General features: G+C 68.2%; 9 protein-coding genes. 5 read left to right on the forward strand and 4 right to left on the reverse strand.

Going from position 1 to position 13,143, the window contains the following annotated elements:
* Positions 1-9 precede the first annotated feature (9 nt).
* Together AHOG_RS10010 and AHOG_RS10015 are read right to left on the reverse strand one after the other, a co-directional pair.
* The gene (locus tag AHOG_RS10010) at positions 10-936 is read right to left on the reverse strand and encodes a GNAT family N-acetyltransferase (protein ID WP_245856674.1); all 927 of its coding nucleotides are present in this window, start codon (positions 934-936) and stop codon (positions 10-12) included.
* A 74-nt stretch (positions 937-1,010) separates the two neighbouring features.
* Positions 1,011-1,808, reverse strand: a complete 798-nt coding sequence (locus AHOG_RS10015; protein WP_221438461.1) for a class I SAM-dependent methyltransferase — start codon at positions 1,806-1,808, stop codon at positions 1,011-1,013.
* A gap of 337 nt (positions 1,809-2,145) precedes the next feature.
* On the opposite strand from AHOG_RS10015, the gene rpsA reads away from it, so the two are divergent.
* The 4 genes from rpsA to coaE all read left to right on the forward strand — a co-directional run bounded on the left by rpsA (position 2,146) and on the right by coaE (position 9,344).
* Positions 2,146-3,639, forward strand: coding sequence for a 30S ribosomal protein S1 (gene rpsA / locus AHOG_RS10020; protein ID WP_093941115.1), 1,494 nt, complete (start codon positions 2,146-2,148; stop codon positions 3,637-3,639).
* 487 nt (positions 3,640-4,126) lie between these two features.
* Positions 4,127-6,136, forward strand: coding sequence for an acyltransferase family protein (locus tag AHOG_RS10025; RefSeq protein WP_184450860.1), 2,010 nt, complete (start codon positions 4,127-4,129; stop codon positions 6,134-6,136).
* Between the two features lie 95 nt (positions 6,137-6,231).
* The gene (locus AHOG_RS10030) at positions 6,232-8,313 is read left to right on the forward strand and encodes an acyltransferase family protein (protein WP_093941117.1); all 2,082 of its coding nucleotides are present in this window, start codon (positions 6,232-6,234) and stop codon (positions 8,311-8,313) included.
* A gap of 32 nt (positions 8,314-8,345) precedes the next feature.
* Positions 8,346-9,344 (forward strand): dephospho-CoA kinase, encoded by a 999-nt coding sequence (gene coaE, locus AHOG_RS10035; protein ID WP_157736745.1) that lies wholly within the window; start codon positions 8,346-8,348, stop codon positions 9,342-9,344.
* Between the two features lie 64 nt (positions 9,345-9,408).
* On the opposite strand, the gene AHOG_RS10040 is transcribed toward coaE, so the two are convergent.
* Together AHOG_RS10040 and AHOG_RS10045 are read right to left on the reverse strand one after the other, a co-directional pair.
* The gene (locus AHOG_RS10040) at positions 9,409-9,804 is read right to left on the reverse strand and encodes a ribonuclease FAU-1 family protein (RefSeq protein ID WP_245856676.1); all 396 of its coding nucleotides are present in this window, start codon (positions 9,802-9,804) and stop codon (positions 9,409-9,411) included.
* Positions 9,805-10,071: 267 nt separating this feature from the next.
* Positions 10,072-10,638, reverse strand: a complete 567-nt coding sequence (locus AHOG_RS10045; protein ID WP_093941119.1) for a ribonuclease FAU-1 family protein — start codon at positions 10,636-10,638, stop codon at positions 10,072-10,074.
* Positions 10,639-10,821: 183 nt separating this feature from the next.
* Here AHOG_RS10045 and uvrB point away from each other — a divergent pair, with 183 nt between their 5' ends.
* Positions 10,822-12,999: an excinuclease ABC subunit UvrB gene (gene uvrB, locus AHOG_RS10050; RefSeq protein ID WP_093941120.1), complete on the forward strand. Its 2,178-nt coding sequence runs from the start codon at positions 10,822-10,824 to the stop codon at positions 12,997-12,999.
* Positions 13,000-13,143 lie beyond the last annotated feature (144 nt).

Below are 13,143 nucleotides of genomic sequence, written 5' to 3' on the forward strand. Positions count from 1 at the left end.
CTGTTCGCCTCACCGCAGCGCGGAGGCGGGACGCACCTCCCACACTGTCCACAGAGGACGATAACCCTGTCGCGGCCAGAACACAGCGGAGAGCGGATTGGCCGGGTTGTAGTACAGGTAGGTGCCCGAGGCCCCGGTGGCGAGGAAGTATCGGTGCACCGTGTCCACCAGCATCGACCCGACGCCGGAGCCGCGCAGCTCGGGAGTGACGGACAGACAGTTGACGTATCCCCAGATCCCGGGGCGGAGCCTGCCCTCCCGATCGTCGGAGCCGACCGTGTTCCAGGCGCATTCGGCCAGTCCCACCGGCAGGCCGTCCCGCTCCGCCAGCCACACGGGGGCGTCCCCGGCGAGCCGTGCCCCCAGACTCGCCCGTTTGAGGTCCACCAGATCGGGGCGCAGCATGGTCCCGCCGACGAGCGAGGAGTACCGGGCCTCGCTCACCGACAGGGCCAGCGCCGCGTCGAGATCGGCCGGACCCGCCCGGCGGACCGTCAGTCCGGGAACGACGGTGGAGCGAGTGAGCCTGCCAGCCGAGCGGACGGCCAGGACGGTGAGCGGGACGAGACCGTGGTCGAGCAGGACACGCGAGCCCGCCACGTCCCGGCTCGGCCAGGTGATCTCGCAGGACGAGTCCTGCTCGGGCGGTGCGAGTCGGTCCAGCTCCGCCCGCCAGACCGACAGCAGCGCGTGCAGCCCGGCGGGCTCTGCGACGTCGAGCAGCGGTGTCAGGGAGCACGACCACCGCGCCGACCACAGGGTCGCGGTGGAGCCGGGACGGTGCTCCGTGACGACGCGGACTCCGGCGACGCGGCTCCCGTCGGGCAGCGCGGCGTGGATCGTCGGGCCGGGCGGGCGCCGGGACCGCTCCGGCAGCAGAGGATCGAGGGCGACCAGGTCGGTGGGATGTCGTGTGGGCAGCAGGTCCTCGGTCACGGCGGCCTCTCCCTCCCGGGAGCCGTCGGCTCCCGTCGGTGTCGACCAAGCCTCGATGATCCGGCGGGGCCGCGCTAGCGGGTGCGGCAGCAGAAGATGGCGGTGCCGGGGAACAGCCTGCCGCGCAGCGGGCTCCACTGTCCCCATTCCCGCTCGTGCCCGGCGGGCCATTCCGGTTCGACGAGGTCCGTCAGTCGCAGGCCCGCCTGTTCGAGCGCGCGGACGAAGTCGCCGAGGGTCCGATGGAACTCGACGTAGGTCGGCGTGCCGTCGTCGTCGGCCTCCACGTAGGGCGCCCGGTCGAAGTACGACTGGCGCACCGTCAGCCCGGCCTGTCCGGGATCGTCGGGGAAGATCCAGCGCATCGGATGCGTCACCGCGAACACCCAGCGCGCCGACGGCCGCAGTACCCGGGCGACCTCACGCATGACCCGGTCGAGGTCGGCGACGAAGGGGATCGCGCCGAACGCGGAGCAGGCGAGGTCGAACGAGTCGTCGGCGAAGGGCAGCGCGTCGGCGCTGGCCTGCACCAGCGGGACGTGCGTCCCGGTGCGCCGGGCGCCGAGCCGGGCGTGTCGCAGCATGCCCGCCGAGATGTCGAGCGCCACCGGTGTGGCGCCGTGGTCCGCCAGCCAGCGCGAGCACGAGGCCGACCCGCAGCCCACCTCCAGCACCGACCGACCGGCCACCTCGCCCAGCAGCCCCGCCTCGGACTCCACGAGGCCCTCCGGGCACCACCGGAACTCGGCGTCGCCCAGGAAGTCGCCGTGCGAGGCCTGGTACTCGTCGGCGTCGGCGTCCCACCAGACACGACCGGCGAGCCGGGCGGCGGCGTCGTCGACCTCGGCGTGGCCGTACCTCGTCGCCCCCAGTGCGGCCTGTGCCGCCGCATAGCGATCGCCCTGCTGCGCTGCGGTGTCTCGGGGTGAGTCGATGGTCACGCGGAGTGCTCCGTTTCACGCGGTCGGGGATTAGATCAGATCGAGCGCGTGCCGGGTTTGCTCACCGAACGCCTCTGCGCGTACGATATCGCTGCGTAGTGGGATCGTTCCGCCCACGTTCGACGCCGGTCGGCTCCGAGGCATCGTGAGTCGTGGCCGGTGCCGTTCGGTTCCCGGTTCATGGTCGCCGTACCGGGGTGTCGGTCGTTCCCGCCGAGTGACAACCGCAGAGCCCCCTACCCCTATCCGTACCGGAGCCATCTACCTGATGTCCACCGACACTTCCACCGTCCCCGCCTCGCCCGTCCACGCCGGTGGAGGTGAGTCGCAGATCGCCGTGAACGACATCGGGACGGCGGAGGACTTCCTCGCCGCCATCGATGAAACCATCAAGTACTTCAACGATGGTGACATCGTGGAGGGCACCATCGTCAAGGTCGACCGCGACGAGGTGCTGCTCGACATCGGTTACAAGACCGAGGGTGTCATCCCCTCTCGCGAGCTGTCGATCAAGCACGACGTGGACCCGGCCGAGGTGGTCACCGTTGGTGACCACGTCGAGGCCCTCGTTCTCCAGAAGGAGGACAAGGAAGGCCGCCTGATCCTCTCCAAGAAGCGTGCTCAGTACGAGCGTGCCTGGGGCACCATCGAGGCGCTCAAGGAGAAGGACGAGCCGGTCAAGGGCACCGTCATCGAGGTCGTCAAGGGCGGCCTGATCCTCGACATCGGACTGCGCGGCTTCCTGCCCGCGTCGCTCGTCGAGATGCGCCGTGTCCGCGACCTGCAGCCCTACGTCAGCCGCGAGCTCGAGGCCAAGATCATCGAGCTGGACAAGAACCGCAACAACGTGGTGCTGTCCCGGCGTGCCTGGCTCGAGCAGACGCAGTCCGAGGTCCGCAGCGAGTTCCTGAACCAGCTGCAGAAGGGGCAGGTCCGCAAGGGCGTCGTGTCCTCGATCGTCAACTTCGGCGCGTTCGTCGACCTCGGCGGCGTGGACGGTCTGGTGCACGTCTCGGAGCTCTCCTGGAAGCACATCGACCACCCGAGCGAGGTCGTCGAGGTCGGCCAGGAGGTCACCGTCGAGGTGCTCGACGTCGACATGGAGCGCGAGCGCGTGTCGCTGTCGCTCAAGGCGACGCAGGAAGACCCGTGGCGCCAGTTCGCCCGCACGCACGCCATCGGCCAGATCGTGCCCGGCAAGGTCACCAAGCTGGTTCCGTTCGGCGCGTTCGTCCGCGTGGACGAGGGCATCGAGGGCCTGGTGCACATCTCGGAGCTGGCCGAGCGCCACGTCGAGGTCCCCGAGCAGGTCGTCCAGGTGGGCAACGACGTCATGGTGAAGGTCATCGACATCGACCTCGACCGCCGTCGTATCTCGCTGTCGCTCAAGCAGGCCAACGAGGGCTTCACTCCCGAGATGGAGTTCGACCCCACGCAGTACGGCATGGCCGCCGAGTACGACGCCGAGGGCAACTACATCTACCCCGAGGGCTTCGATTCCGAGACCCAGGAGTGGATGGAGGGCTTCGACGCTCAGCGCGAGGAGTGGGAGCGTCAGTACGCGGAGGCTCAGGTCCGCTTCGAGCAGCACAAGAAGCAGGTCACCAAGGCCGCCGAGGACCACGCCGAGGCTGGCGAGGCAGGCGAGCAGAACTACTCGTCCGACTCGCCGAAGGCCGCGGACACCGGTTCCTCCAGCGGCTCGCTGGCCAGCGACGAGCAGCTCGCCGCACTGCGGGAGAAGCTCTCCGGCGGAGCGTGACGACTGACTGATTCGGGGCTCGGCCCCGGAGCGTGAGAACACATCAGAGGGTGATCTTCGACCAAGCGGTCGAAGATCACCCTCTGTGCATTCATCGCCGTTGTCTCGGGTGTTTCGGTTGCGCTCGGTTCGCGATGGTCACCGGTGAATCTCGGCTGGCGGTCGGCCGGATAACGAACCGGACCCGGCTGTCGTACCGGTGTGTAGTTGTGTCACGTTATACCGCGCTGACGGTTGTCGTTCTCGCCTGGATGTCGCACGGTTGAGACGCACGTCACAGCGGATCCAATGGTAGCGCGGGCACTCGTGATGCATCGCATGGAGAGCCGCGTTCGGCCTACCCGAATCGACCGGTCGACGGTTCCTCGATCAGTCGTCGATCTGGACGAGCCGTCGTGGCGACGAACAGAGGAAGAGCGTGGCGACTCTTAGTCTGACCGATACGGCCGAGGCATCGGGTTCGGTCACCACAACGACGTCTCCGCCGGTGACGGCGCCGCCTGTGGTGCGGAAGTATCGGCCGGAGTTGCAGGGTCTCCGGGCGGTGGCGTCGCTGCTGGTGGTCGTCTACCACATCTGGCTGGGTCGGGTGTCCGGTGGTGTGGACGTCTTCTTCCTGATCTCGGGTTTCCTGATCACGGGCCAGCTGGTGCGCAGCGTGGAACGCTCCGGCGGCATCCAGTTCCGGCCGTTGTGGGGTCGGATGATCAAGCGGCTGTTCCCCGCCGCCCTCACCGTGCTCGCGGTCGTGATGGTCGCGTCGTTCCTGCTGCTTCCCGCGAATCGCTGGTTCCAGACCATTCGAGAGATCGTCGCCTCCGCGCTGTATCTGGAGAACTGGCAGCTCGCCGCCGACTCCGTGGACTATCTGGCGAAGAGCAACGCTGTGAGTCCGGTCCAGCACTTCTGGTCGTTGTCGATTCAGGGGCAGTTCTACATCGTCTGGCCGTTGTTGGTGCTGCTCGTCATCGGCGTCGCGAAGTTCAGCGGAAATCGCTTCCGGCTGACGCTGCTGGGCACGTTGTCCGTGGTGTTCACCACGTCGCTGATCTACTCGGTCATCAGCACGGCGAGCGACCAGGCCTTCGCGTACTTCAACTCGCTGACCCGGGTGTGGGAGTTCGCGCTCGGCGGTCTGTTGATGCTGGCCATCGATCATGTCAACCTCCCGAAGGCCGTGCGGGTGCTCCTCGGCTGGTTCGGGATCGCCGCGTTGGTGGCCTGCGGCCTCGTGTTACAGGTGAGCACGGTCTTCCCCGGTTACATGGCGCTCTGGCCGACGGGTGCCGCGCTGCTGGTGATCCTCGCCGGGGCCTCCGGGACCCGTCTGGGGGTGGACTGGATCCTGTCCTCACGTCCGTTGGAGTATCTGGGCAACATCAGCTACGCGCTGTACCTCTGGCACTGGCCGGTGCTGGTCTTCTACCTGATCGTGCGGGAACGCTCCGACGTCGGTCTGCTGGGTGGTGCCTTCATCATCGGCGTCTCGATCGTGCTCTCGATGCTCACCTACCACCTGGTCGAGAACCCGCTGCGGCGCTCGGCGATCGGCACGCGCACGCCGTGGTCGGGGTACCGCTTCGGGCTGGTTCTGCTCGTTCCGGTGCTCGCCGCCGCGGGCACCTGGCAGTACACCGCCGCGCAGCAGGCCGGTGCCTACGACGGCATCATGGACGACCCCGACCACCCTGGCGCGGTGAGTCTGACACCCGATTTCACCTATTGGGGAGAAGATGACGTGGTGCCCGCGCCGCCCTTCGTCGCCCTGTCCGACGACGCGGTGAAGATCGACCGGGACAACTGTGAGACCTCGCCGCATTACGAGGACCTGCGCGTCTGTCAGAACACGCTCGACGGCCCGGCCGAGCGGCATATCGTGGTGGTGGGCGACTCGCACTCCGAGCAGTGGGTGACCGCGCTGTACCTCATCGCGGAGGACCGGAACTGGCGGATCTCCTCCATGTACAAGGGTGCCTGCCCTTTCTCCGTGGTGTCCGAGACGTTCCCGAACAATGAGGACTGCGTCGAATGGAATGCCGCGGCCGCCGCGCAGACCATCGACATGGATCCCGATCTCGTCTTCACCACGGCGACCCGTGAGGTGCGGGTCGGGCTGACGGAGGAGACGCCGCAGGGTTATGTCGAGCAATGGCGGAATATGGAGGCCGCCGGTATTCCGGTGATCGCCATGCGTGACAATCCTCGGTACGACTACAAGCCGTCGGAGTGTCTGGAGAACTCGGGGCTCGATGTGGCGAGCTGCTCGGTGCCGCGTGCCGAGCTCCTCGCCGAGCGGGCACCCTACGAGTTCCTGCCCGATGTGCCTGCCAACGTCTCCTTCCTCGACTTCAGCGACTACCTGTGCGTCGAGGACGTCTGTCCGCCGGTGATCGGCAACGTGCTCGTGTACCTGGACGAGAACCACATCTCCGCCAGCTACGTGGCTAGCATGGCGCCGATGTTGGAGGAGGCGATCCTCGATGTGACCCGGTGGTGACGCCGTACCGAGATCGGTTCGACGCCTGACCGCGCCCGTCCGCCGCACCGGACACCGACGGGGCCGGCGGGGCAGGCGATGAGTAGAGGAAGAGAATGGTGACTCTCAATTCGGCAGGCGCTGCCGGATCGGATACAGAGGTGACGAAGCCGGTGACCGGTTCCCATCTGGTGGCGCCGCCTGTGGTGCGGAAGTATCGGCCGGAGTTGCAGGGTCTCCGGGCGGTGGCGTCGCTGCTGGTGGTCGTCTACCACATCTGGCTGGGTCGGGTGTCCGGTGGTGTGGACGTCTTCTTCCTGATCTCGGGTTTCCTGATCACGGGTCAGCTGGTACGGGCCGCGGAGCGGCCGGGCGGCATCCAGTTCCGGCCGTTGTGGGGTCGGATGATCAAGCGGCTGTTCCCCGCCGCCCTCACCGTGCTGATCGCGGTCATGGTCGCCTCCGTGCTCCTGCTGCCGGAGAACCGGTGGTTCCAGACGATTCGGGAGGTCGTGGCCTCCGCGCTGTATCTGGAGAACTGGCAGCTCGCCGCCGACTCGGTCGACTACCTCGCGCAGACCAATGAGGCCAGCCCGGTTCAGCATTACTGGTCGTTGTCGATCCAGGGCCAGTTCTACGTCGTCTGGCCGTTGCTGGTGCTCCTGGTCATCGGCGTCGCCAGGCTCACCCGTAATCGACTGCGCCTCACCCTGGCCGCGACGCTGTTCGCGGTGTTCACGGCTTCGTTGATCTTCTCCATCATCAGCACCGCCGCCAACCAGCCGTTCGCGTACTTCAACTCGCTGACCCGGGTGTGGGAGTTCGCCTTGGGCGGCCTGCTGATGCTGGTCATCGACCACGTCAATCTCCCGAAGCTCGCCAGGGTGGTGCTCGGCTGGTTCGGGATCATCGCCCTGGTGGCCTGCGGCCTCGTATTGCAGGTCGGCACCGTGTTCCCCGGTTACATGGCGCTCTGGCCGACGGGTGCCGCGCTGCTGGTCATCCTCGCCGGGGCCTCCGGGACCCGGTTCGGCGTGGACTGGATCCTGTCCTCACGTCCGTTGGAGTACCTGGGCAACATCAGTTACGCGCTGTACCTCTGGCACTGGCCGGTGTTGATCTTCTACCTCGTGGCGAGGCAGCGTGCGGAGGTCGGTCTGCTGGGCGGTGCCTTCATCATCGGCGTCTCGGTCGTGCTCTCGGTGCTGACCTATCACCTCGTGGAGAACCCGCTGCGCCGGTCCGCCGTCGGCACGCGTACGCCGTGGGCGGGGTACCGGTTCGGGCTCGTCATGCTGATCCCGGTCCTCGCCGCCGCGGGGACCTGGCAGTACCTGGCACACCGGCAGGTCACCGCCCAGGAGGTCGCCGTCGGCGATCCGGACTTCCCCGGCGCCGCGGCCCGGACCCCGGACTTCGAGTACTGGGGAGGCGACGACGTCGGGGTGGCCCCGTCCTACATCGCCATCGGCGACGACTGGGCGCAGATCGAGCAGGAGCACTGCGCCTTCTCCGGACGTAATGAGGAGCTGGAGATCTGTCGCAACGCCGTCGGCGACGACTTCGCGCGGCACGTCGTCATCGTCGGCGACTCCCACGCGGAACAGTGGGCGACCGCCTTCTACGAGATCGCCGAGCGCGAGAACTGGCAGATCACCTCGATGCTGCGCGGTGCCTGCCCGTTCTCGGTCGAGTCGGAGACCGATCCGAACGACGACGGCTGCAGGCAGTGGAACGCCGACGCGGCCGAGGAGATCATCGAGATGGCCCCGGACGCCGTCTTCACGATCGGCTCCCGCGACGTCCGGGTCGGGCTCACCGAGACGACTCCTCCCGGGTTCGTCGACCAGTGGCGTCGCCTCGGCGATGAGGGCATTCCGGTGCTCGCGATGCGGGACAACCCTCGGTTCGACTTCAAGCCTTCGGAGTGCGCCGCGGAGAACGGCGTCGACGCGCCGGAGTGCTCGACGTCCAGAGCCGAGCTCTTGACCGAGGTCCCGCCGTACGAGCTGATCGGCGATGTGCCGGCCAACGTGTCGTTCTTCGACTTCAGCGACTACATCTGCACCGAGGACTCCTGCCCGCCCGCGATCGGCAACGTTCTGGTGTATCTGGATCACAACCACATCGGTGCCACCTACATGCGCACCATGACGCCGTACCTGGAGGCCGAGATCCGCGCGGCGACCGGCTGGTGACCCGGCCGTGCCGCGGCCGGCAGGATGGTCCGGTGCTGCGCATCGGACTGACCGGAGGAATCGGGGCGGGGAAGTCGACCGTCGCGAGGCGTCTCGCCGAGCAGGGGGCGGTGATCATCGACGCCGACCGGCTGGCCAGGCAGGTCGTCGAACCCGGCACCGCAGGACTGGCGGAGATCGTCGAGGCGTTCGGCCCGAGGATGCTGACCGCCGAGGGAACGCTGGACCGGCCCGCCATGGGCGAGCTGGTCTTCGTCGACCCGGCGGCCCGGGCCCGACTGAACGGGATCGTGCATCCCAAGGTCGCCGCCAGGACCGCCGACCTGCTGGCCGAGGCCCCGGCCGACGCCGTCGTCGTGCATGACGTCCCACTGCTCGTGGAGAACGGACTGGCCCCCGGCTATCACCTGGTGGTGGTGGTCGACGCGGCCGAGACGGTCCGGGTGGAGCGGTTGCGGCGGGAGCGGGGCATGACGGCCGAGGCCGTGCGTGCCCGCATCGCCAGCCAGGCGAGCCGGGCGGATCGACAGGCCGTGGCCGACGTCTGGCTGGACAACGACGGTTCGCCGGAGGAGCTGATCGCGCGGGTCGACGCGCTGAGCGAGGAGCGCATCCGCCCCTTCGAGGAGAATCTACGGCTGGGCAGGCCTGCACGGCTCGGCGACAGGAGCGTCGGCGAGCACGATCCACGCTGGGCGGCGCAGGCGGGACGACTGATCCGCAGGCTGCGGCACGAACTCGGCGATCGGGCCGCCGGTGTCGAGCACGTGGGCGCCACCGCCGAGCCGGGACGACCCGCGCCGGACGTCATCGAACTGGCCGTGACCGTGCCCTCGGCGGCGGCGGCCGACTCACTCGCTCCGTCGCTCGTCGCGGCGGGCTTTCCGCCGGTGCCCGTGGACGAGGCGACCGCGGCGCCCACGGCCGTCGCGCCCGGTTCCCGCGTGCACCGCTCGGCGGACCCGGGCAGGCCCGCCGAGCTGTACGTCGTGGTCGGGATGAACCGACCGACTGAAGGCCTGCGCGTGTGAGTCGCCCGCGCGGGTCTCCACCCGGCGACGCGACGGCACGGGCGCAGGCGCCCCGCCGGGCACGTCAGCGGGGCGGCCAGCTCTCGAAGATTCCCGAGGACAGCAGCCACCGGGAGAGATCGTGCCGCTGGAGGCTGACCTCCTCCAGCGTCCGGTGCACCGTGCGCAGCGCGAGATCGGCATCTCTCGGCGGTAGGACCCGGCCTGCCACGGCTGCGGCGAACTCCTCGGAGCGGACGATCCGGGCCGTCGTTCCACCGGGAACGGCGAGCCCGAGCAGCAGGTCGGTGGTCCGCCAGACACGGTGATCCCGCTCGACGCGCACGGCCGTGAGGACACTGGGACCACTGCGGCCGTGTCTGGCGCGCGGCCGCTGATGCACCAGCCGCAGCCCGAGGTCGGCGAGAATCCAGGTCACCTCGGAGCCCGCGAAGGGGTCCTCCGGGGTGAGGTACTCCATCCGAAGTCCCCACCGTTCGACAGAACAGGTGGTGAGACGGCGACGGGTACCCGAAGAATAATTACGGACCGAAGTGATCGTATCGACCACATCGACCAACTGCGGAGTGATAACGGCGCCCACAAAACCAGAGCGTAGCGGCGTGGACGCGGTTTGTGACCAGGCTTACTGCTTCTTTTCTGTCACGGATCGCCTTCATCCGGGTTGCTTTCGGTCGGTAGATCACCGGCCTGCCACATCGGCGGTTGACGGGACGTTCGGCGCCGGCTAGTTGGTCGGCGGCAGAGCCGGGCGCGGCGGTGCGATGGTGTCGGTGAGATCGAAGCCCGCGACGCGCAGCCATCGGAACACGTCGTGACCGTTGGCGGCGATGCCCTCCACGGCGCGGTGGGTGTTCTCCATGGCGAGCTGTGCGCTCGTGGCGTCGAGCAGGTCGGCGGCCAGGGCGGCCAGCAGTTCGTCGGAGTCGACGACGGTGACGCCGCGGCCCGTCCACACCAGCAGGTCGAGATAGTGGTCGACGCTCGTCCAGCTGGTCTTCCCCGGTGTGATCGCCACCAGGTCCAGATAGAGATCCCATTCGGGCACGACACCGGGATGCAGATCGCAGTCGGTGATCCGCAGACCCAGCTCGGGCAGCAGCCAGGACCGCAGATACGCGAGTCGATGATGGCCGACGACCGGTCGAGCGAGGAAAAGCCCGAACGGGTGAACCTCGATACGGTCCACGGCTCGGATGATCCCCTTCGGGTCCGTATTGGTCATCCGGACCAGGTCGAACGTCTCGACCTTGGGGGCGTGGACGTGCGACGCGATCTGAACCTCGGCGCTCATACACCCATACTGCCTAATCCGTGACCGTAGCGTGATCCCCCGAACGTGTAAGTGCGCTGGCGACAGGTCAGGCCGGACGGTGACGGGCCGCGTCCGTTGCCGATGATGCGCGACGTACCTGCCGGGACACGAGTGTCCTGCGGTGACCCGGACCGACAGTGGCGTACGGCACGACGGCGGACGATGTCGGAGGTCAGGCCTACGCTGGTCGGCGTGGCAGATGCACCGGTGACCGCCTCCTCCCAGTTCCGTCCGATCGGCGACATCCCCCGCACGGACGGCCGTTTCCGAGTCGTCAGCGACTACGAGCCCGCCGGGGATCAGCCGCAGGCGATCGCCGAGCTCGAGAAGCGCCTGCGGGCGGGCGAGCGCGACGTCGTGCTGCTCGGCGCGACCGGAACCGGCAAGTCGGCGACCACGGCCTGGCTCGTGGAGAAGGTGCAGCGACCGACGCTGGTGATGGCGCCGAACAAGACACTGGCCGCTCAGCTCGCCAACGAGCTGCGGGGATTCTTCCCGGACAACGCCGTGGAGTACTTCGTCAGCTACTACGACTACTACCAGCCGGAGGCCTACGTCCCGCAGACCGACACCTTCATCGAGAAGGACTCGTCGATCAACGAGGACGTCGAGCGGCTGCGCCACTCGGCGACGATGAGCCTGTTGACCCGGCGGGACGTCATCGTGGTCGCCTCCGTGTCCTGCATCTACGGCCTCGGCACCCCACAGTCCTATCTCGATCGCTCCATCCCCCTCGCCGTCGGCGAGGAGGTCGACCGCGACCTGCTGCTGCGTGCGCTCGTCGACGTCCAGTACGACCGCAACGACCTGGCGTTCAGCCGGGGCACGTTCCGGGTTCGCGGGGACACCGTCGAGGTCATCCCCGCCTATGAGGAACTGGCCGTGCGCATCGAGTTCTTCGGCGACGAGATCGACAAGCTGTACTACCTGCATCCGCTGACCGGCGAGGTCGTGCGCGAGCTGACGGACGTGCGGATCTTCCCCGCCACTCACTACGTCGCGGGCCCCGGCCGCATGGAGAAGGCGATCCAGTCGATCGAGGCCGAGCTGGAGACACAGCTGGCCAGGCTGGAGGGTCAGGGCAAGCTGCTGGAGGCGCAGCGGCTGCGGATGCGCACCTCCTACGACATCGAGATGATGCGCCAGGTCGGGTTCTGCTCCGGGATCGAGAACTACTCCCGCTTCATGGACGACCGGGAGCCGGGCTCGGCGCCCGCGACCCTGATCGACTACTTCCCTGAGGACTTCCTGCTGGTCATGGACGAGTCCCACGTCACGGTGCCGCAGGTCGGCGGGATGTACGAGGGCGACGCCTCTCGGAAGCGCACCCTGGTCGACCACGGCTTCCGGCTGCCCAGCGCGTTGGACAACCGGCCGCTGACCTGGGAGGAGTTCTCCGATCGCATCGGGCAGACCGTCTATCTGTCCGCCACTCCCGGTCCGTTCGAGCTGGGGCAGTCCGGCGGCGAGTTCGTCGAGCAGGTGATCCGCCCGACCGGTCTGGTCGACCCGAAGGTGCTGGTCAAGCCCACCGACGGGCAGATCGACGACCTGGTGCACGAGATTCGGCTGCGGGCCGAGCGCGACGAGCGGGTGCTCGTCACCACGCTCACGAAGAAGATGGCCGAGGATCTGACGGACTACCTGCTCGAACTGGGCATCCGGGTGCGCTACCTGCACTCGGAGGTCGACACGCTGCGGCGGGTGGAGCTGCTGCGACAACTGCGTCTCGGCGAGTTCGACGTGCTGATCGGCATCAACCTGCTCCGGGAAGGGCTCGACCTGCCGGAGGTGTCATTGGTGGCGATCCTGGACGCGGACAAGGAGGGCTTCCTCCGCTCGGGCACCAGCCTCATCCAGACCATCGGTCGTGCGGCGCGCAACGTGTCCGGCGAGGTCCACATGTACGCCGATCGCGTGACCGACTCGATGCGCCGGGCCATCGACGAGACCGACCGTCGCCGGGCCAAGCAGATCGCCTACAACGAGGAGCGGGGTCTTGACCCGCAGCCCCTGCGCAAGCGGATCGCCGACATCCTCGATCAGGTGTACTCCGAGGCGGAGGACACCGCGACGACCGAGGTGGGCGGCCGCAACGCCTCCCGTGGTCGCAAGCCCGTCGGCGAGCGGGGACAGCCGAGGGGCAGCTCCGGCGTGCTCGTCGAGCGGGACACCACCTCGATGCCGAGGGCGGAGCTCGCCGACCTCGTGCAGCAGCTGACCGATCAGATGATGAACGCGGCGCGGGAGCTTCAGTTCGAGCTGGCGGGAAGGCTGCGGGACGAGATCGCGGACCTGAAGAAGGAGCTGCGATCGATGGACGCGGCCGGGGTGTCCTGAGGCGGTGCCGCCGCGGGCCGTTTCGCTTCGTCCGGGCACGAGTCCGGAAGCGACGCCTCCCCGGGGCCGGCAGCGGGTGCGCGTCGGGTGGCCGCTCGCGGGCGTCGTCTCGGGGATGAGAGCCGCATGTCGGCGATCGTCCGC

Origin of the sequence: Actinoalloteichus hoggarensis (genome assembly GCF_002234535.1) — a bacterium.
GTDB lineage: Bacteria > Actinomycetota > Actinomycetes > Mycobacteriales > Pseudonocardiaceae > Actinoalloteichus_A > Actinoalloteichus_A hoggarensis.

What these genes read in the sequence shown, in the direction of transcription:
- rpsA (WP_093941115.1), top strand. Translation starts at nt 2,146, where the DNA reads ATGTCCACCGACACTTCCACCGTCCCCGCCTCGCCCGTCCACGCCGGT.
- uvrB (WP_093941120.1), top strand. Translation starts at nt 10,822, where the DNA reads ATGTCGGAGGTCAGGCCTACGCTGGTCGGCGTGGCAGATGCACCGGTG.
- AHOG_RS10030 (WP_093941117.1), top strand. Translation starts at nt 6,232, where the DNA reads ATGGTGACTCTCAATTCGGCAGGCGCTGCCGGATCGGATACAGAGGTG.
- AHOG_RS10045 (WP_093941119.1), bottom strand. Translation starts at nt 10,638, where the DNA reads ATGAGCGCCGAGGTTCAGATCGCGTCGCACGTCCACGCCCCCAAGGTC.
- AHOG_RS10040 (WP_245856676.1), bottom strand. Translation starts at nt 9,804, where the DNA reads ATGGAGTACCTCACCCCGGAGGACCCCTTCGCGGGCTCCGAGGTGACC.